Raw genomic sequence first — 17,725 nt, 5'->3', positions numbered from 1 at the left:
CCTCAGGCTTGCCCGCACCGCGCGTGGCCCGCACTATGCGCCCACTTGTCGTGAAACTGATCCGGTGCGCCTTCTAACCCGCCTTGCCCATCGGCCGCTTGCTGCGCTCTGGTTGTGCCTGTGTCTGGCCGTGCTTCCGGCGCAGGCGCGTACCCCTGCCACACCGGTGCCCAGCCAGTTGACGGTTGCCGACGGACTTCCCTCCGACACCGTCAACGATTTTGCCGAAGACAAGCAGGGCTACCTGTGGATCGCCAGCGATGACGGGCTGGCCAGGTTCGATGGCCGCAACTACCGCATCTGGCGGATGGAAGATGGCCTGACCAGCAATGTGATCTGGGGCATCTGCGTGGATGCCAACGATCGCGTATGGCTGGGCTTCGAGGACGGCGGCGTCGGTTTCCTGGACGCAAGGACGCGCACCTTCCAGCGGCTGGAAGACCCGCAGTTTCCCGAATTGCGCGATGCCATGGTGTGGACATTGGCAACCGCACCGGATGGCGCGCTCTGGATCGGAACCGCCAAGCAGGGCGTGTACCGCTATCGGGCGGACGGCCGCATGCAGCACTTTTCCGCGGCCGCCAGCGAGCCGCACCAACTGCCATCCGACAGCGTGGTGGGTTTCGAAGCCGCCGCTGACGGCTCGATGTGGATCGGCACCTGGGGTGGACTCGTGCATTGGGACGGTCAACGCATGCAGCGTGTGCCGCTTCCGGTTGCAGAGCAGGCCGTCAACAGGCTCTACATGGAACCGGGCGGCAAGGTGCTATGGGTTGGCGACCTGGCCGGTCATGCATTTCGGCTCGATACCGCCGGGCGATCCATCACGCGCCCATGGCAGAGCGCTGCGACCAAGCCGCAGGTCAGGGGCGTGCTGCTGCGTGATCGACGCGGGCGCCATTGGCTGGACATCGACGCTGGCCTGGGCATCAGCACCGATGGTTCGTCCGTCGACCAGGTGCCCACCTACAGTGCGTCGGCGCACGGCCTGGTGAACCGGAACTGGATCGATTCCTATGAGGATCGCGAGGGCGGGCTGTGGTTTGCCAGCCTGGAGGGCGGTCTGTGGCATCTGCCGCCGCGCTGGGACACCTTTGCGGTGTTCTCGCATCACAAGGATGATCCGCAGTCGCTGACCAACCCGTCGATTACCGCCACAGCGCCATCGGCCGCCGGTGGTGTCTGGGTGGCGGGCTCGCATAGCGCGCTGGAATACTTCGATCCGGCGAGCGGCCGGGTCAAGCTGCATCTGCCCAATATCGATCCGATGCGCATCCCCGACAGCGTGTTCGAAAGCAGGCAGGGGGTGGTCTGGATCGGCGTACAGGGAACGCTGGTGCGTTACGACCCGCGCACGCGCAAGGTCAGGCGCTGGCCGCTGCTGCAGAGCGTGGATCCTGCGGCCGACCCCGATATGGCGGGCAGGCCGGGCCGGATGGCCGAGGATGCGCAAGGGCGCATCTGGGTGGCGTTGATGACCCAGGGCATCCAGTTGCGGAACGGCGAGGGGCAACTGCTCAGGACGATCGATTACGGAAGCCACGGCCTGAAGGCGCTGACCGTGCTGGACATGCGGATCGGACCCGATGGGCAGATCTGGCTGAGCAACAACGCCGGTCTGTGGCGGTGGGACCCGCACTTGGACCGGTTCATCGCAGTTCCCGGCGCCGCCGATCTGCCAACGTACGTGTTCCGTCTGGGAGAGGGCGGCATCGTCTGGGTGGGGCTTGCGGGCGAACTGCGGCGGTATCTGTGGGATGGCGCGCAGCTCATCCATCTGGACACGGTGGGCAAGGAGCAGGAGTTCCCGAAGGTTGCGCCGACCGGCCTGGTGGTCGATGCCGGTGGCGTGGCCTGGGTGTCCAGTCATCGTGGGTTGATCCGCGTCGATCCCGGCAGCAAGCTGGTGCGCGTCTACAACGTGCACGACGGCCTGCCCAGCTCGCCCATGCAGGTGGCCACGCTGGTGCAGGCAAGCGGCGGGCAGATACTGGGTGGCACGTCCGACGGCGTGGTGGTGTTCGATCCGTCCACGATGCGCCCCAATTTACGTCGGCCGCAGTTGTTGATCGAACGGGTGGGGCTGCGACGCGGCGAGCGTGGGCTGGATGTCACCGGCGTTGCGCCGCTGCAGATACAGGACGGCGACCGCGATCTGCACATCGTGGCGCGGATACCGACCTTCACCAATCCCGAGTCCACCAGCTACCGCTTCCGCCTCAGCGGCTACGACCCGGACTGGATCGATGTCGGCCCCAGCGGCGAGCGCCTGTTCTCGCGCCTGCCTGCCGGGCACTACGTGCTGGAGGTGCAGGGGCGCACCGCCGACGGCATCTGGTCGGCCAGCCAGCGCCTGCAGTTCCAGGTCATGCCGCCGTGGTGGTTGTCGCCGTGGGGGCTGACGGTACTGGCGCTGTTGGTGTTCTTTCTCGTGACCGTAGCGGTGTTGCTGTACCGCCGTCGCCTGCGCCGCTTGAATGCCTGGCAACTGGCGGTGCACAAGCAGGAGCTGGCCGAACAGGCATCGCTGGCCAAGACCCGCTTTTTGGCCACGCTTGGCCACGAAGTGCGCACGCCGATGACCGGCGTGCTGGGCATGAGCGAATTGCTGCTCAAGACGCCTCTGGATACCAAACAGCGCAGCTACACCGAATCGATCCGCCGTGCCGGCGCGCACCTGCTGCGCCTGGTCAACGACGCGCTGGATCTGGCGCGGATCGAATCCGGACGCCTGGAGCTGGATCTGCAGCCGTTCTCGGTGCGCCAGCTGATCGCCGAAGTGGAAAGCCTGATGGCGCCGCTGGCACAGGAACGCGGCCTGCGTTTCAGCCTGGAAGTGGGGTTGCTGGGCGACATCACCGCCAGCGGCGACCCCACCCGCATCCGGCAGATCCTGCTCAACCTGCTCAGCAATGCGATCAAGTTCACCGAGCGCGGCGTGGTCGGGCTCAAGCTGACCACGCTGGGCTCGTATCAGGGCCTGCGCTTCGAAGTGGCCGATACCGGCCCGGGCATCAATGCCGACCAGAAGGCGCGGCTGTTCCAGCGCTTCGAACAGGGCGATGGTGCCAAGACCACCTCACGCTACGGTGGCAGCGGCTTGGGCCTGGCGATCTGCCAGGAACTGGCGCTGGCGATGGGCGGGCATATCGAGGTGATCAGCCGGCTCGGTGCGGGCACGCGCTTTGTGGTGGACCTGCCGCTGCGCTGGGTGACCTCCGATGCCACGCTGGCCGGCGACGTGCCGCGCGCCAGTGCGGCGGTCGCGCCGCAGCGCATCCTGCTGGTGGAAGACGACCCCACCATTGCCGAGGTCATCGTGGGCCTGCTGCGCTCGCAGGGCCATTCGGTGGTGCATGCACCGCACGGGTTGGCGGCGCTGACCGAGGCGGCCGACACCAGCTTCGACATCGCCCTGCTGGATCTGGATCTGCCCGGGCTGGACGGCTTCGCACTGGCGCGGCAACTGCGCGTGTTCGGCTACGAGATGCCGTTGATCGCAGTGACCGCCCGCTCGGACGAAGCCGCCGAACCGGCCGCGCAGGACGCCGGTTTCGACAGTTTCCTGCGCAAGCCGCTGACCGGCGACATGCTGGCCGATACCATTGCCGAGGCGCTGCGGCGCGCCCGCCCGCGCGAGGATGGATAGGCGCGTGCCGCTCGACATGCGCGATGCAGCGCGGTCGCGGCAGCGCAAGCACGACCAGGAAAACCACATCAGTCCAGCAGTGGCGCCCATGATGCGGAGCCGCATGCAGCACCGCGCGGCATGCGCGTCCCTACTCGGCAACCGCTTCGACATCCTTGGGATGCGGCCGGGTTTCGGCCAGCTGCCAGAAGATCAACGTGGAGGTCAGGGTAATGCCGCCCACGCACAGGAAGGTGGCATGCAGTGCCGCGGTGGCGCCGTGCGTATCGCCCAGGTGCGTATTGAACGCGGCCAGCAGGCTGCCGGCTGCCGCAGCGCCGAACCCGGTGGCCAGCATCATCACCATCGACAGCAGGCTGTTGCCGGGGCTGGCCTGCGCGCGGTCCAGATCGCGCAGGGTCACAGTATTCATGACGGTAAATTGCAAGGAATTGACCCCACCAAAGCAGGCCAGCTGCAGTAGCCGCACCCACAGCGGCTGGCCAGTCTCGATCAGCGCAAAGCTGGCCATCGCCAGGCCCACCAGCACGGTGTTGACCATCAGCGTGTTGCGGTAGCCGAAGCGGCCCACCAGTTTGACCGCGGCGCGTTTGGCGGCCATGCCGGCCAGCGCCACCGGCACCATCATCAGCCCGGCGCGCATCGGGCTCATCTCCAGGCCTACCTGCAGCAGCAACGGGATCAGAAGCGGCATCGAGCCACTGCCGACCCGTGCGAACAGGTTGCCCAGGATGCCGATGCGGTAGCTGGCCACCTTGAACAGCGCCAACGGAAACAATGCATCGGCGGCCGTGCCGGCATGCAGCCAGTACCCGGCAAGCGCGGCCAGCCCACCGATCGCCAGCAGCATCACCAAGGCGTGGCGCATGCCGGGTTCGGCGATACCGTCCAGCGCCAGCGACAAGGCCACCATGCCGAACGCCAGCATCAGATAGCCGACCAGATCGAAGCGCCGGCGTGCGTCGCCGTAATGGTCCGGCATGATCTTCAGTGCAGCGATAAAACCGATGATGCCGATCGGAAGGTTGATCAGAAACACCCAATGCCACGATGCCACTTCCACCAGCCATCCGCCCAGTGTGGGGCCGATCAGCGGGCCGATCAGGGCGGGAATGGCGATGAAGCTCATCGCGCGCAGAAAGTCTTCGCGCGCCACCGTCTTGAGTACGGCCAGCCGCCCCACCGGCAACAGCATCGCCCCGCCAATGCCTTGCACCACGCGCGCGGCCACCAGCTGCGGTAGTTGCTGCGCAGCGGCGCACAGCAGCGAGCCCAGCGTGAACACGATGATGGCGGCCAGGAAGGTACGCCGGGTGCCGACGCGATCGGCAATCCACCCGGAGGCAGGAATGAACATCGCTACCGCCAGCGCATAGCTGAACACCACCGACTGCATCTGCAGCGGGCTTTCGCGCAGGCTGCGCGCCATCGACGGCAACGCCGTGTTGACGATGGTCGCATCCAGCATCTGCATGAAGATCGCCAGCGACACCAGCCACAGCAACGGCTTGATGGTGGCATAGGCGCGCAAGGTGGGGGCGGGCTGAGGCATGGGCATCGCCATGAGAGGGACCGCCCATTATCCCAGCGCTGCCGTGCAGGAAGTCGCAACGCCATGCGCCAAAGCGTTGCTTGAGTCCGTGGCAGCGACGGCGCTGCACCGTCATCGAATGAGACCGGTCTCACCCAATTGAATGTCGGGCCGGCCAGATGTCACGAATCGCCGGGACAGAGCAATGGCCGCGTGCTAATGCCTGCTATGGCTTGCTACACGCGTTGGATTCGCCGGCGAATCTTTTGCGCCTCCGAGAGATCCAGCCAAGGCAAGCGTGGGTTTCCCTGCGTTGCGATGGAGTGATCGAGCGGAAGGCGGGAGCGTTGAACCTAAAAGCGAATGCAGTGCTTGGAGCTTTGCCGACGGTCTGGTCAGGGATGGCGCGACTTGGGTATGGCCGCCTTCTGAGCGCGCCAATGATCAGGTCGGACATCAATGGAAAAGCAGGTCTTGGATGTAGTACAGCGCGCCTATCTTCCGGGCGATTCCATGGCAACCATGTTGGAGAAAATTGCCGGGCAACTCTCGCAGAGCGATATCTTGCACGGCGCGGTATGCGAGTTTTTGGGGGTGGAGGAAAGCGATCCGCCTGCTCCGGATCAGGCGAACAAGCAGGCAACCTCACAGCGGTGTTTCCCCGTCCAGTACGCCCGGCAAGTGCTTGGCACGCTGCGCGTGACCCCTGCCCTGAGCGGTGTGACCACGCAAGCGATGACGCTGTGCGAGCAGATCGCAAAGTGTTGTGCGTATCTGATCAAGCGTGATGCAGCGCGCACCTGGGCGGAAGAACACCTCGCTCGATCATGGATGATCGCAGGGCTCAGCGAGGAAGTCTGGACGATCGACGAGTTCGTCGAACGGGCCGCGCACAGTCGCTTGCCGGTCATCGTGCGCGGCGAGTTCGGTACCGAAAAAGAGCACGCGGCGATCCTGCTGCATGCCACTGCACCCTGGCGGGAGGGACCTTTCGTTGCGGTCGATTGCGCTGCGCCCGGCGATGCACCGGCAGCATGGCTCGAGCGCGCGTCCCGGGGAACGCTGTTCCTGCAGAGCGTGGACGAGCTCGACGACGCGCTACAGCGTCAGCTTGCTGGGCATCTTGGGGGTCAATACACACCGTGGGCTGGGTCGGGAGGCGAGGCTTGGCCGCGGGTGATCGCCTCCACGACCGCTGATCTGTCGCGCCGCGTACGTGCTGGGCGCTTCTCACGCGCGCTGCTGTCGCAACTTGATGTCCTGGCAATCGAGCTCGCGCCGTTGCGCAGGCGGCGGGCAGACATCGGCTTTCATGTTCAGCGCGTGCTGGATCGGCATGGACTGGATCACGGTCAGCTGGTCACTGAGGTGCTGATGGACGCCCTGATCCACTACCCATGGCCAGAAAATCTCCAGGAGCTGGAGCGGATGGTGCTGCGCCTGGCGGTCATGACCGCCGGCAGGCCGGTCGGCATTGCCGACATCCAGCGCCACGCGTCGCGTCTGCTGGAAGGTCGGGCACAAGCAGCGCAGCGCGATGCGCACGCGACTATTCCGCAACAGGCTGATCCTGCAGACAAGCCAACGCTGCCCGAAACCCCGGTCGACTGGATCGCCGGTCTTCCGCACCGCCCCGGCCAACGTCTGGCCAGCCTGCACGACGCACTGCGGCGCGCCCTGGTGTACCTGGGCGAGCACTACGCCGAGCCGCTGACCCTGGGCGACCTGGCCCGGCAGGCGCACGTCAGCCAGTCGCATCTGGGCTTTTTGTTCCGCGACGAACTCGGTACCCCGTTCAAACCGATGCTGCAGCAACTGCGTATCGAGAAGGCGAAACAGCTGCTGCAACAGCAACGAAAGTTGCGCATCACCGAAGTAGCGCTGAAGGTCGGCTTCGGCGACCTGAGCCATTTCGAGAAGAGCTTCCGGCGGCTGGTGGGGGTGAGTCCGCGTGAGTTCCGTAACGCCGGAACAGGCGGTGGGATCGACTAGCAGCAGGTAGTTAGACGCTTCGTGCTGGGTCACCGCGATGGTCCAGCACGAAGTTCTGCAGGCAGCGCAGTCATTCCATCCGTGCTGGTCATTATTGCAGCGCCCTTGTGATGACCCACTGGATATTTTTTTTCAGAAATACTCGATATGCCTTGTCAGCTCAGTCATTCTTCTCCCATATGACTTGACCGGCCGCCCATCTCCCCACTACTTCGGCGATGGAAGTCCCGGTGCGTATCGGCTGACGGCTTCGGCGCTCATAAAGTCGTCCATTGAAGATCAAATACAAGGCGTATTTCATGATTTGTAACCTCGTTCTTTTGATTTCGTCGTCGGTTGGGGGGTCGATGACGTAATTGGCCCAGCTTCCATCCTCGTATCCAGCAACAAGCATGGCGATTCGCTCTTGGCCTAATATTCCCTCCGGACTGATGTTGTTGAACATTGCTTCAAATCTCTTGATTGCCGGATCGTCGGTTAGCCTCATTTGGATAAAATAATTCACCTCTTCGTTCAATCTGGTTGACGTCATGCCGATTTTCTGCAGGTCCTCTGGTTGCATGTAGTTAATGGCGTACTGGATCATTTCCGAAGGAAGTTGATCGAAAGGGATCGGTGTTCTGGATTCGTTTGCTAGCGGGTTAGGATCTGACATGTGTATTTTCCTTGGTTTGTTTAAATATGGTGGATCAGGGGCTGTTATTGAATTCCCGGCGGAACTCCGGTTGGGCGGTCGTGAGTGTTTTAATAGTGAATGACCCTGTGCGACGTAAAATTTTTCACAATGCTGGAGTTATCGCCAGGGTTTTGATCCGACTGGCATGTCGAACGTCAGGTGCTGATCGCGATTGCTATCGCTGTCGTCTGGTGTGTTTGATGAAATAATGATGTGGATTTAAGGGCTGTCAGGACATCTTAAACTCTGGCCGCCTCGCCGCTGTGTCGCTTGGCTGATCCGGTTTGGCTGAGCTGGCGCCATGGCTATGCTGCGGATTTATCTAAATTGTTATCAACGTTATTGGTGCGGGGAATGCGTCTGTCCGGCTGCACGACCGTTTCGATGACCGCCGAGCGGACACATGTGGATATTGCTTGGCATCGTTGATCTCAGGTGAGGGAGTGATCGGCTAGTAGCATGTCGTTTTCTATGTTCTTGCCAGGACTTGTCCATCTTCAGCACTTCAACAGCGGGACGCGCAACATCAAGGCACGTTCGGATCTGCATAAGCCGAATGGCTGAGATCAACTTCCAGCCCATCGCAGGGCGTATCGGGAAGCGACAGCACCGCATCCTGCTCGTATTGCCACAGCGAGGCCTGGGAATACCCGCAGCCGGCCGGGTCAGCGGCCTGGATGTGCTGGATGTCGCCGGTATAGCGATGACGGCCCGCGGTGGAGACGCGCCAGGCCCACACGCGCGGGGAGGGGCCTGGGCCGATGCGCGAGAGCAATTCCACTGCGCGCGCGTGCGAGCAATACAGGCCTGGCGAATAGCCGTTTTCCACCAGCGCGGCGATCCACAGGCGAATGTAGTCGATGGCGGCCTGGGGCGGGCTGCCGCCATCTTCCCAGTCGAGATAGACGACCGCACCCTGGGGAAAGCCTTCGGCGCGTGCCAGCGCTGCGGCCTGTGCGCCATCGCTGCTGCCTTGCCGGGCGGTGACGTCGTGCGAACCGGGGCCGATCGTCTGCTGACCCAAGTAAACCGGGGCCAGGCCCCAGCCTTGCGCGATCAACGCGGCACGTTGGCCCATCCAGCCGGTGTCGGCATGGCTCGGCGCCGGTGCCAGGTAGTAGCCGCACCACGCCAGCTCGGTGTGGGTCTTGAGCCAATCGAGGGCAGGTAGTCCGGGGAATTGATCGGTATCGAAGCCTGCGTAGCACGTCATGTCCAACTCCTTCGGAGCGTGTATTGGTCGGGCCGGCCGCGGCGATGGCGGTGTGGTCGTGTTGTCGGAGTGCCTTGGTGGCGGAGGAGCCGCTGACCGGTCCGGACGTGTCCGGACGGTTCACCGTAGGTGTCGGCATCGCCGACACCTGGAACTGCATCGGTCAGCCGGCTGTCTCGCTGCCGGGGTTCGGGTTCACTGGCGACGTGGCGCTCATCGCCTGCTCGGTCTGCTGCTGCGCGGCGGCGACCGCGGCGGCGGCGGCCTGGTCTGCTTGCTGCAGTGCCTCGTTCGCGCTGTCGACCGCCTGGGTGTTGCCGGCTGCGGCGGTCGCCGCGGTTGCGGCCTGCATGGCCGCCTGCACTGCCCTATCGCTGGCGGCCATTGCCTGATCGATCTGGGCTTGCGCCGCCTTCAGCGCGGCTTCGATCTGCGACGATCCTGGCGATTGCGCAGTGATGGCTGGTGGCTGGTTCGGCGGCGTGGGCTGGGTATCGTCGGACATGATGGTGTCTCCTGAAATGGAAGCGGGATGGAGTGGGGTAACGGCATCGGCACGCGATGGCTGCATCGGCGCGGCGCGTGGTGCGGTTTCGGTTGGGCGCTGCGCTGCAAGCGTGCGCAGCATTTCGCCCAGCGCGTGTTCGGCTTGCAACACGGTCTGGCGGGCGGCCGCCAAGGCAGCGGCGCGACCTGCATGCACCGCCTCGCGGGCCGCGTCGGCGGCGCTGATTGCAGGCGCGGCCTGTTCGGTGGCCGCGGGGGGCCAGCTTGATGTGTTCACTCCGAGTCCTCCGTCTCCGCAACCTGCGACGTGCTACTGGATGCAGGTGCGGCACCGAAATCGCGTAGCGAGATGACGCCGCCGTTGACCTGCAGCAGCGCAGCCAGGGTGTCGTTGTGCATGGCGAATACGCAGCTGTTGCCATCCTGGTCCAGCACGCCGCGGCTGGGCCGGTTGGCGGCCAGGAAGGCCTGCGCGGATTGCAGGTACAGGCGGATCGCATCGCTCGCCGCCTGGTCGCCGCCGTCGCCTCGGTAGCGGGTGTGCTGGACGATCTGCTGGGCGGCCAGCGACAGCCGCGCGAAGCCGATCTGGCGACCGCGCGCCAGCCATTCGGCAACGCTGCGTTCGACCTCGCTGGGCGCGGGCAGCCCCTGCACCAGTGGGCAATCCAGCGTGCCGAACAACTGCGGCAGCAGCGCCTGCACGGCCGAAGCCGCCACATGCGCGCGCTCGTCCGCGGCGGCGATATTGGCGGTGCAGGCCAGATAGAAGCGGTAGTAGTCGCAGAATTCCAGTGGCGTGCGCGCCTGCTCGACGGCGAATGCCGCCGCTTCCTGTTGCAGTGCCGGGGTCACGTCGGCCTGTGGAGCGTCGGCGGCCAGCTGGCGCAGTGCCAGGCTCTCCTCCAGGTCCAGCGACTGGAATACCGCAGCACCATCGACCTTCAGCTGCCTCAGCAGGCTGCGGCCGGCGGCCAGGTCGCTTGCCGTGTACAGGGCATTGTCGCGGAAGATCCGCTGCAGCTGCGCCTGCACCACCGAACCCGTATCGCCGGCTTCGGCGCGCGCCAGCGTGCCCAGGTCGGTCGGGCCCAAGGTCATCAGCTTGACCGGGCTGACCTTCAGTTCCAGCTGCGGCAACAAGGCCAGGCGCGAGCCGTGCAGACCTTGCTGCACTTCGTCGAGCAAGTTGCTCTCGTCGGGAAAGTCGTAGCGCACACCGGGCGACTGGATCGCCCAGGCCAGCCATTGCGTGCCTCCATCGATGAAGGCCAGGCACTGCCTGCCCAGCGTCGAGAGCATCGTTGGCATCGAGATCAGGCGGCCTGCGATTGAAACGGACATTGCATGACTCCTTGTGAGGTCAACCGGCGGGGAAGTTCTTCAGCACCAGGCCGGCCGCCGAACCGATCCTGGCGAAGTCGTCGGTGGCGCCCTGCATCAGCGACTGCGCCTGGGTGAGCGCGGTGACGTACTTCGCGTCGCCGGTGGCCAGGTACTGCGCCATCGCCACGCCGACGGCGGTGGTGGCGATCGTGGAGACATTGCGCAGCGCATCGGTGGCGTCCTGCACCGCGATGGCGGTGGACTGCGCCACCGATTGATACGCCTTTCCGGCGCCGCTGGTCAGCACGACCTGCGGGCTCATGGTGGCCATCTGGGTCTGGTTGATCACATCGATGACCTGGGCGTTGACCTTGCTCGGTTCCATCTCGGCTCCCGTGGATTGATCGGCGGCCTGGCAATGAGGCCTGGTGGTGAAACGCGCTTCTATGCAGGCGGCTTATGGCGGAGGCGGCGTTGCAGGTGCAGGTGCAGGTGCAGGTGCAGATGCAGATGCAGGTGCAGCAGGAGCAGCAGGTGCAGGTGCAGGAGTGGGTGCGCCAGCAGCTGCGGCTGCGGGCGGAACTGGGGGTGCAGCAGCAGGAGCATCAGCAGTGGCAGGATCATTGGGGGCAGCGCCGGGGGCGGGGGCAGTGGCAGGCAGCGGCGGCGGTACGCTCAGTGCATGCACTTCCATGAGGTCGGCGGTCGCGGTGGCGGCATCGGCCGAGGCGCCTTGCGCCTGGGTCTTCAACACGTCGACGGCCGTCTTGGCTTCCGCGGCTGCGGCTGCGATGAGCGCGGCCGGCGGGGGCGGTACGGGGGGCGGGCCGGGCAATGGCGCGACTGTCGGTGGAGGGCCTGGAGGCGCGGGCGGTGGCGGTGGCGGAACCGGGAACGGGGCCGAGATCATCTTGGCGCAGGCGGCAGTGATCGCGGCGGCATTGATCATGCCGGCGCCTTGTTGCCGGTTGACGGCGTTGTGCATCGCCATGCCCAGCGTTTCCAGCATCACGGCATCGAGCATGCCGAGCGCCTGCGCGGGGGCCTGACCGGTGGTCAGCGTCACGATGCTGCTCACCGCGTCGACGATCTGGCTGTTCACGGTACTGTCGTCGATCATGATGAAGTCGCTCCCTTCTGGATGATCAAGGCAAGGATCTGGGTGAGTGCGGCATCGGCGAGCACCTGTCCGCGTTGCTGATTGGCGACGGCGTTTTCCATTGCCAGCGCGATGGAATCGGACAACGCCAGATACGTTGCCCCCATCGCGAAGGCCGGCGCGTGCCCGATGGCCAACGCCGCACCGGTTGCGGCAGGGCCGACCAGGCTGGCGACGCTTGCGGCACGCGCGCTTGGCTGCATGACGGGGCACTAGCCCAGCGTTCTAGGCCAGCGACGGCCTGCGCTGTTCAATGCCAGCCGACGCCAAGAACAGCACGGTGTTTTGTGGCTCGTGTCTGCCCGCGTACTGCAGGGCCACGCCATCGGGTACGCGTTCCAGAAATGCAAAATTGCCGTGCGCCACGACGATCGCGTTGCCCAGCTTCTGGCGATACACCAATGGCTGCGCGCCGGGAATCACCGGCAGGATGCCGTCGAACTCGACGTTCATCACCGCCTTCTGGTGTGGCGCAAACGTCGCCACGATGGTGCGGCCCCGAATCAGTCGCACGACGACGTCCAGGGTGTTGGATGTGGGGACATGACGTAGTTGCAGCATGAGGCGTCCTTTCTCGATTCGATCAACGAAACCGCATGGGGTTGGCATCGCGTCGCTTAGTCAACCGGGCGCCGCTGGTGCGGCAGCAGCGGCGCCCGGTGCCGATCAGGTCAGCCCGGCGCTCAGGATTTCCCGGGTGGCCACACCATCGGACGCGGTATCGATCGAGTACAGGGTGGAGACGCCCTGGGTGGTCGATGCCTGCATCGTCACGTAGGACTGCTGCTGGTTGTTGGTGGCGTTGTGCGCGGCGTTGGACAGCGCCTGGCTGGTGGCGACGAACAGGTTGCCCATTGCAATCGCCGGCGCATCGCCGAGGACCTTGGTGTTGACCTGGGAAACGGAATCGGTGATCTGGCTGTTGACGGCGGTCGGAAAGGCCATGGTGATAGCTCCTTGAGGTGGTGGAAGAACGAAGACGCTGCGGCGTTAGCGGTTAGCCGAGGATCTTCTTGGTGGCGGCACCGGTGGTGCCGGTATCGAGCGAATACAGCATCGAAACGCCCATGGTGGTTGCTGCCTGTGCGGTGACATACATCTGTTGTTGCGCGAGCGTGGCGTTGTGGGCCGCGTTTGCCAGCGCTTGTGCGGTGGCCTGGTAGAGATTGCCCATGGCTGCAGCCGGGGAACTGCCCAGTACCTGCAGGTTGGCCTGGGTCACCGAGTCGGTGATCTGGTCGTTGACGGCGGTGGGAAATGCCATTGGTGGATGTCCTTGGCGTTAGCCTGGCCGTTAAACGCTCAGGATCTGCTTGGTGACGACGCCGGTGGAAGCGGTATCGATGGAGTACAGGGTGGCCACGCCCATGGTGGTGGCCGACTGCGCAGTGACATAGCTCTGCTGCTGCGCGTTGGTTGCGTTGTGGGCAGCATTGGCCAACGCTTGCGCGGTTGCCTGATACAGATTGCCCATTGCGATCGCCGGCGCGTCGCCAAGGACCTTGGTATTGACCTGGGTAACGGAGTCGGTGATCTGGTTATTGACTGCGGTCGGAAATGCCATTTTCTTCTCCTAATTTTTGAGTTAACGCGAGACCAGACCAGGCACGCCGGTACTCAAGATCTGTTTGGTCGCAACCCCGGTGGTGGCGGTATCGATGGAGTAGAGCGTGGCCACGCCCATGGTGGTGGCCGATTGCGCAGTGACGTAACTCTGCTGCTGCGCGTTGGTCGCGTTGTGGGCCGCATTGGCCAGCGCTTGTGCGGTCGCCTGGTAAAGATTGCCCATGGCGATGGCCGGGGCATCGCCCAGCACCTTGGTATTGGCTTGCGTGACGGAGTCGGTGATCTGGTCGTTGACGGCAGTTGGAAAGGCCATGCTTTTCTCCCTGGTTTGCGGATGTCGAAACGCTGGAACAAACGTGACGGTGTCGAGGTTGTGCAGGCGGCCCGCCTGGCTGGAGATGTGTTGCAGTCGCACCGCATCACCGTGGAGCAACAGTAGATCGCTGCACCTCCGAAGAATTGGCGCAAACGACGGCAATGCCGGGTTTATCGACGTGAAGCCGATGCGGCTTGAGAGCGGCATACGAGCCGGTGCCACGATCTGGAACGCGGTGCGGGGAATTTGTCGATGAATCGCAACCGGGTTTGCGAAAACACCCTGCGGAATGCGTGAGAGCGTGCAGGTTGCGGCTGCACCGACGGCTTGCGCTCGCTTGACGATGGCTTGCCCGGCCGCTGCGGCGCGCAGCGCTGGTGCGGGATCGAAGCGAGCCTGCTGAGGTACGAGCACTGCACTCTCGATGCCGTCGGCACGCTCTCACTGCGTGCTCTTGCAGCGAATGCGCAGAGAATCTGCAACCGTCACGGCTGTGCTTGCGAGACGCTCTCAGCGCATTGCGCGCTGGCGTTGCGGAACTGCCGCTTGTCGCATTCTTCAGCAACCGACAGCACACGCAGTGCTGTCGGTTGTACGGAAAATCAGCGCTTGCTCAAACTCTGCACCGCCTCGACCAGCACGCCCACGTGCTCCGGGTTCATGTCTGGCGACATGCCGTGGCCGAGGTTGAAGACGTGGCCTTCGCGCGAGCCGCCGTTGCCCTGGGCGTAGCTGTCCAGGGTCTTGCCGACCTCGGCGCGGATCGCTTCGGGCGAGCCGTACAGGGTGGCCGGGTCCAGGTTGCCCTGCAGGGCGACGCGGCCGCCGACGCGCTGCGCAGCGTCGGCCAGCGAGATCGTCCAGTCCACGCCCACCGCTTCGGCGCCGCTGGCGGCCAGCTCGCCCACATAGGCGCCATTGCCCTTGCCGAACAGCACCAGCGGCGTGCGCTCGGCGCCGTTGCCGCGTTCGAGTTCGCGCGCGATGCGGGTCAGGTAGGGCAGCGAGAATTCGCGGTACATCGCCGGCGACAGCACGCCGCCCCAGGTGTCGAACACCTGCAATGCCTGCGCGCCGGCGGCGCGCTGCGCGGACAGGTAGGCGATGACCGCATCGGTGACGGTGCCGAGCAGCCGATGCAGTACATCCGGCGCGTTGAAGGCCATCGCCTTGATACGCGCATATTCCTTGCTGCCGCCGCCTTCGATCATGTAGCAGGCCAGCGTCCACGGGCTGCCGGAGAAGCCGATCAGCGGCACTGCGCCGTCCAGTTCGCGGCGGATCAGGCGCACTGCGTCCATCACGTAGCGCAACTCGGTTTCCATGTCCGGCACGCCCAGGCGGGCGATGGCGGCCGCATCGCGCAGCGGGTGACGGAACTTGGGGCCTTCGCCTTCGACGAAGTACAGCTCCAGGCCCATCGCATCGGGGATGGTCAGGATGTCGGAGAACAGGATCGCCGCATCCAGCGCAAAGCGCTGCAGCGGCTGCAGGGTGATCTCACAGGCGATCTCCGGGTTCTTGGCCATGCCCAGGAAGCTGCCGGCGCGCGCGCGGGTGGCACGGTACTCCGGCAAGTAGCGGCCGGCCTGGCGCATCAGCCACACGGGGGTGCGGTCCACGGGCTGGCGGTTGAGGGCGCGCAGCAGGCGATCGTTCTTGAGCATGGGATCAGATGTCCTCAAAGCGACGCGTCGGCGCCGCCGGTGATGAGTTGGAAGCCGCGTTTGAGCTGGGTGTCGCGGGCCTTTTCGAAGGCCCGGTCGGCCTCGTCCTGCAGCAGGTACTGGTCGCGCCGCAATTGCGTACGCCCGCCGATCTGGCCGCTTTCGCGCAGCAGTTCCCAGCCACCGAACAGATCCGGTTGCAGGGTCAGCTGGACGTAGCGAAGCGGCTGGTTGCCGCCGGAATCGTGTTGCAGGAGGATGCGCATGCCACCGATTGTAGCCGGGCACTGCTGAAGGCGGCGCTGGCCGGATGCGGTGCGGCTGCGCCAGGTGCGAAGACAGTGTGGGCAGGCGCTTGCTGTGTTGGCGCCTGGCGGCGCCACCGCCAGCCGGCGAGGGCTCAGCCGGCCAGGATCTCCAGCACCGCGGCCTCGTCCACATCCGGCACCACCTCGGCCTTGCCGATACCGCGCCACAGCACCAGCCGCAGGCGTCCTGCCACATTCTTCTTGTCCAGGCGCATGCGGCCGAGCAGCGCATCGGGCGACAGCCCGGGCGGGATCTCGGTGGGCAGGTCGAAGTCGCGCAGCAGGGCGCGCAGCGCCTCGGTGTCCTGCGCGGAGCTCATGCCCAGCGCCGCCGACAGCCGGGCGGCCAGCACCATGCCCACCGCCACCGCTTCGCCATGGTTGAGGTTGTCGTTGCCGGGCGCGCCGTAACCCTGCTCGGTCTCGATGGCGTGGCCGAAGGTATGGCCCAGGTTGAGCAGGGCACGCTCGCCTTTTTCCAGCGGGTCGCGCGCCACGATCTCGGCCTTGTGCTCGCAACTGCGGGCGATCGCCTGTGCCAGCGCGTCCGCCTCGCCGTCCAGCAAGGCGTGGCGCTCGGCATGCAGCCACTGGAAGAACAGCGGGTCGCCGATGGCGCCGTACTTGATCACCTCGGCCAGGCCGGCGCGCAGCTCGCGCGCGGGCAGGGTGCGCAAGGTGTCGGTGTCGGCGATCACCGCGCGCGGCGGGTGGAACGCGCCGACCAGGTTCTTGCCCTGCGGGATGTCCACCGCGGTCTTGCCGCCGACCGAGGAATCCACCATCGCCAGCAGGCTGGTGGGCAACTGCACGCAGTCCACCCCGCGCATCCAGCAGGCGGCGGCGAAACCGGCCAGGTCGCCGACCACGCCGCCACCGAGCGCGAACACGCAGGCGTCGCGGGTAGCGCCCAGCTCGGCCAGCGCGCCAATGGCGGCGCCGAAGTTGTCCAGGGTCTTGGAGGCTTCGCCGGCGGCGATCACCAGCTCGCCCAGCAGCAACTCCGGGCGCGCCTGCAGCAGCGCGTTGCGCACGCCGGCTGCGTAGTGCGGGGCCACCTGCGAGTCGCTGAGCAACAGCACATGGCGGCCGCGCACGTGGCTGGCCAGGCGTGCACCGTCGGCCAGCAGGCCGGGGGCGATGGTGATGGTGTAGGGGGCGGCACCGTCGACATCGACGCTGCGCGGGGAACGGGGAAGTGTCATGCAGGGGGACTCGACATGCGCCATTGCGCGGCCAGCCGCAGCACCAGCTGCGCGGTGGCCTCGTTGGGGGAGAAGTGATCGGTTTCCAGCGTGAGGTCGGCGACCTCCTGGTACAGCGGGGTGCGCTGGGCGGCCATGGTATGCAGCACCTGCTCGCGGTCGGCGCGCTGCAGCAGCGGGCGATTGCGGTCGCGCGCCAGCCGGGTCAGCTGGGCGGGCACGCTGACATGCAGGTAGACCACGAAGCCACGTGCGCGGATGCGTTCCCGGTTGCCTGCATCCAGCACCGCGCCGCCACCGGTGGAAATCAGTTTGTTGTCCTGTTGCAGCAGCGTCTGCAGGGTCTGCGCTTCCAGCTGCCGGAAGCGGGCTTCGCCGTGCTGCTCGAAGATGGCCGGGATGCTGCTGCCGGCCTGCTCGACGATGGCCTGGTCCACATCCACGAAGTCCAGCCCGAAGCGCTCGGCCAGGCGGCGGCCGATGCAGCTTTTTCCGGCGCCCATCGGGCCGACCATCACGAGATTGGGAGCGGGGTTCATGCGCACCGATCCTAGCATTCACGCCCGCGCACGGGGCCGGTTGCGGCGCTTTGAAGCCATTCCGGTCTTCG

At 65.4% G+C, this 17,725-nt stretch carries 19 protein-coding genes and 1 pseudogene; 2 read left to right on the top strand and 18 right to left on the bottom strand.

Translation table 11 applies throughout. The annotated features are described in order from the left end of the window. The first annotated feature begins 166 nt into the window (after window positions 1-166). On the top strand, window positions 167-3,649 hold the full coding sequence (locus HG421_RS12595) for a hybrid sensor histidine kinase/response regulator (RefSeq protein ID WP_248279510.1): 3,483 nt from the start codon (window positions 167-169) through the stop codon (window positions 3,647-3,649). A 130-nt stretch (window positions 3,650-3,779) separates the two neighbouring features. On the opposite strand, the gene mdtD is transcribed toward HG421_RS12595, so the two are convergent. Next, complete coding sequence (mdtD, locus tag HG421_RS12590) at window positions 3,780-5,201, bottom strand: multidrug transporter subunit MdtD (RefSeq protein ID WP_169706663.1); 1,422 nt, start codon at window positions 5,199-5,201, stop codon at window positions 3,780-3,782. A gap of 438 nt (window positions 5,202-5,639) precedes the next feature. On the opposite strand from mdtD, the gene HG421_RS12585 reads away from it, so the two are divergent. Further along, a complete protein-coding gene (locus HG421_RS12585) occupies window positions 5,640-7,172 on the top strand; it encodes an AraC family transcriptional regulator (protein ID WP_169706662.1) in 1,533 nt (510 codons plus the stop codon). Between the two features lie 160 nt (window positions 7,173-7,332). Here the strand turns inward: HG421_RS12585 and HG421_RS12580 are convergent, their stop codons facing one another. The 17 genes and pseudogenes from HG421_RS12580 to HG421_RS12505 all read right to left on the bottom strand — a co-directional run bounded on the left by HG421_RS12580 (window position 7,333) and on the right by HG421_RS12505 (window position 17,654). Continuing rightward, the gene (locus HG421_RS12580; RefSeq protein WP_169706661.1) at window positions 7,333-7,827 is read right to left on the bottom strand and encodes a hypothetical protein; all 495 of its coding nucleotides are present in this window, start codon (window positions 7,825-7,827) and stop codon (window positions 7,333-7,335) included. A gap of 547 nt (window positions 7,828-8,374) precedes the next feature. After that, a complete protein-coding gene (locus tag HG421_RS12575) occupies window positions 8,375-9,061 on the bottom strand; it encodes a glycoside hydrolase domain-containing protein (protein WP_169706660.1) in 687 nt (228 codons plus the stop codon). Window positions 9,062-9,224: 163 nt separating this feature from the next. Beyond that, window positions 9,225-9,845 (bottom strand): hypothetical protein, encoded by a 621-nt coding sequence (locus HG421_RS12570; protein WP_169706659.1) that lies wholly within the window; start codon window positions 9,843-9,845, stop codon window positions 9,225-9,227. Continuing rightward, entirely contained in the window at window positions 9,842-10,912 is a 1,071-nt protein-coding gene (locus HG421_RS12565) for a hypothetical protein (protein WP_169706658.1), read from the bottom strand. Before HG421_RS12565 ends, HG421_RS12570 begins: the two co-directional genes overlap by 4 nt. Before the next feature lie 19 nt (window positions 10,913-10,931). Continuing rightward, window positions 10,932-11,279 carry a hypothetical protein gene (locus HG421_RS12560; RefSeq protein ID WP_064507355.1) on the bottom strand — a complete coding sequence of 116 codons (348 nt, stop codon included), beginning with the start codon at window positions 11,277-11,279 and terminating at the stop codon, window positions 10,932-10,934. Between the two features lie 59 nt (window positions 11,280-11,338). Continuing rightward, window positions 11,339-11,518: a hypothetical protein gene (locus HG421_RS21270; protein ID WP_248279529.1), complete on the bottom strand. Its 180-nt coding sequence runs from the start codon at window positions 11,516-11,518 to the stop codon at window positions 11,339-11,341. 286 nt (window positions 11,519-11,804) lie between these two features. Continuing rightward, window positions 11,805-12,014: pseudogene (locus tag HG421_RS21265) on the bottom strand (RebB family R body protein); the annotation flags it as partial. Beyond that, a complete protein-coding gene (locus HG421_RS12550) occupies window positions 12,011-12,256 on the bottom strand; it encodes a RebB family R body protein (RefSeq protein WP_169706656.1) in 246 nt (81 codons plus the stop codon). The pseudogene HG421_RS21265 and the gene HG421_RS12550, both read right to left, overlap by 4 nt. Before the next feature lie 22 nt (window positions 12,257-12,278). After that, window positions 12,279-12,662, bottom strand: a complete 384-nt coding sequence (locus HG421_RS12545) for a hypothetical protein (RefSeq protein WP_248279372.1) — start codon at window positions 12,660-12,662, stop codon at window positions 12,279-12,281. A 57-nt stretch (window positions 12,663-12,719) separates the two neighbouring features. Next, a complete protein-coding gene (locus HG421_RS12540; protein WP_011051978.1) occupies window positions 12,720-12,998 on the bottom strand; it encodes a RebB family R body protein in 279 nt (92 codons plus the stop codon). A gap of 52 nt (window positions 12,999-13,050) precedes the next feature. Next, the gene (locus HG421_RS12535; protein WP_169706655.1) at window positions 13,051-13,317 is read right to left on the bottom strand and encodes a RebB family R body protein; all 267 of its coding nucleotides are present in this window, start codon (window positions 13,315-13,317) and stop codon (window positions 13,051-13,053) included. A gap of 30 nt (window positions 13,318-13,347) precedes the next feature. After that, window positions 13,348-13,617 (bottom strand): RebB family R body protein, encoded by a 270-nt coding sequence (locus tag HG421_RS12530; protein WP_047696491.1) that lies wholly within the window; start codon window positions 13,615-13,617, stop codon window positions 13,348-13,350. A gap of 21 nt (window positions 13,618-13,638) precedes the next feature. Then, complete coding sequence (locus tag HG421_RS12525) at window positions 13,639-13,932, bottom strand: RebB family R body protein (protein WP_011051975.1); 294 nt, start codon at window positions 13,930-13,932, stop codon at window positions 13,639-13,641. Between the two features lie 605 nt (window positions 13,933-14,537). Continuing rightward, window positions 14,538-15,602 carry a uroporphyrinogen decarboxylase gene (hemE, locus tag HG421_RS12520; RefSeq protein ID WP_169706654.1) on the bottom strand — a complete coding sequence of 355 codons (1,065 nt, stop codon included), beginning with the start codon at window positions 15,600-15,602 and terminating at the stop codon, window positions 14,538-14,540. Between the two features lie 14 nt (window positions 15,603-15,616). After that, a complete protein-coding gene (locus HG421_RS12515; protein WP_169706653.1) occupies window positions 15,617-15,868 on the bottom strand; it encodes a WGR domain-containing protein in 252 nt (83 codons plus the stop codon). A 134-nt stretch (window positions 15,869-16,002) separates the two neighbouring features. Continuing rightward, window positions 16,003-17,115 carry a 3-dehydroquinate synthase gene (gene aroB, locus HG421_RS12510; protein WP_169706652.1) on the bottom strand — a complete coding sequence of 371 codons (1,113 nt, stop codon included), beginning with the start codon at window positions 17,113-17,115 and terminating at the stop codon, window positions 16,003-16,005. Further along, window positions 17,112-17,654 (bottom strand): shikimate kinase, encoded by a 543-nt coding sequence (locus tag HG421_RS12505; RefSeq protein WP_169706651.1) that lies wholly within the window; start codon window positions 17,652-17,654, stop codon window positions 17,112-17,114. Before HG421_RS12505 ends, aroB begins: the two co-directional genes overlap by 4 nt. Window positions 17,655-17,725: the final 71 nt, after the last annotated feature.

It is taken from the genome of Xanthomonas campestris pv. badrii (assembly GCF_012848175.1).
Taxonomy (GTDB): domain Bacteria; phylum Pseudomonadota; class Gammaproteobacteria; order Xanthomonadales; family Xanthomonadaceae; genus Xanthomonas; species Xanthomonas campestris_C.
Note: the sequence above shows the minus strand (reverse complement) of the source record. Positions and strands in the feature narration are given on the sequence as shown.

Excerpts from the sequence above, each read along its gene's own strand:
- mdtD (WP_169706663.1), bottom strand. The coding sequence starts at position 5,201 with ATGCCTCAGCCCGCCCCCACCTTGCGCGCCTATGCCACCATCAAGCCG.
- HG421_RS12585 (WP_169706662.1), top strand. The coding sequence starts at position 5,640 with ATGGAAAAGCAGGTCTTGGATGTAGTACAGCGCGCCTATCTTCCGGGC.
- HG421_RS12580 (WP_169706661.1), bottom strand. The coding sequence starts at position 7,827 with ATGTCAGATCCTAACCCGCTAGCAAACGAATCCAGAACACCGATCCCT.
- HG421_RS12575 (WP_169706660.1), bottom strand. The coding sequence starts at position 9,061 with ATGACGTGCTACGCAGGCTTCGATACCGATCAATTCCCCGGACTACCT.
- HG421_RS12565 (WP_169706658.1), bottom strand. The coding sequence starts at position 10,912 with ATGTCCGTTTCAATCGCAGGCCGCCTGATCTCGATGCCAACGATGCTC.
- HG421_RS12560 (WP_064507355.1), bottom strand. The coding sequence starts at position 11,279 with ATGGAACCGAGCAAGGTCAACGCCCAGGTCATCGATGTGATCAACCAG.
- HG421_RS21270 (WP_248279529.1), bottom strand. The coding sequence starts at position 11,518 with ATGATCCTGCCACTGCTGATGCTCCTGCTGCTGCACCCCCAGTTCCGC.
- HG421_RS12550 (WP_169706656.1), bottom strand. The coding sequence starts at position 12,256 with ATGCAGCCAAGCGCGCGTGCCGCAAGCGTCGCCAGCCTGGTCGGCCCT.
- HG421_RS12545 (WP_248279372.1), bottom strand. The coding sequence starts at position 12,662 with ATGCCAACCCCATGCGGTTTCGTTGATCGAATCGAGAAAGGACGCCTC.
- HG421_RS12540 (WP_011051978.1), bottom strand. The coding sequence starts at position 12,998 with ATGGCCTTTCCGACCGCCGTCAACAGCCAGATCACCGATTCCGTTTCC.
- HG421_RS12535 (WP_169706655.1), bottom strand. The coding sequence starts at position 13,317 with ATGGCATTTCCCACCGCCGTCAACGACCAGATCACCGACTCGGTGACC.
- HG421_RS12530 (WP_047696491.1), bottom strand. The coding sequence starts at position 13,617 with ATGGCATTTCCGACCGCAGTCAATAACCAGATCACCGACTCCGTTACC.
- HG421_RS12525 (WP_011051975.1), bottom strand. The coding sequence starts at position 13,932 with ATGGCCTTTCCAACTGCCGTCAACGACCAGATCACCGACTCCGTCACG.
- hemE (WP_169706654.1), bottom strand. The coding sequence starts at position 15,602 with ATGCTCAAGAACGATCGCCTGCTGCGCGCCCTCAACCGCCAGCCCGTG.
- HG421_RS12515 (WP_169706653.1), bottom strand. The coding sequence starts at position 15,868 with ATGCGCATCCTCCTGCAACACGATTCCGGCGGCAACCAGCCGCTTCGC.
- aroB (WP_169706652.1), bottom strand. The coding sequence starts at position 17,115 with ATGACACTTCCCCGTTCCCCGCGCAGCGTCGATGTCGACGGTGCCGCC.
- HG421_RS12505 (WP_169706651.1), bottom strand. The coding sequence starts at position 17,654 with ATGAACCCCGCTCCCAATCTCGTGATGGTCGGCCCGATGGGCGCCGGA.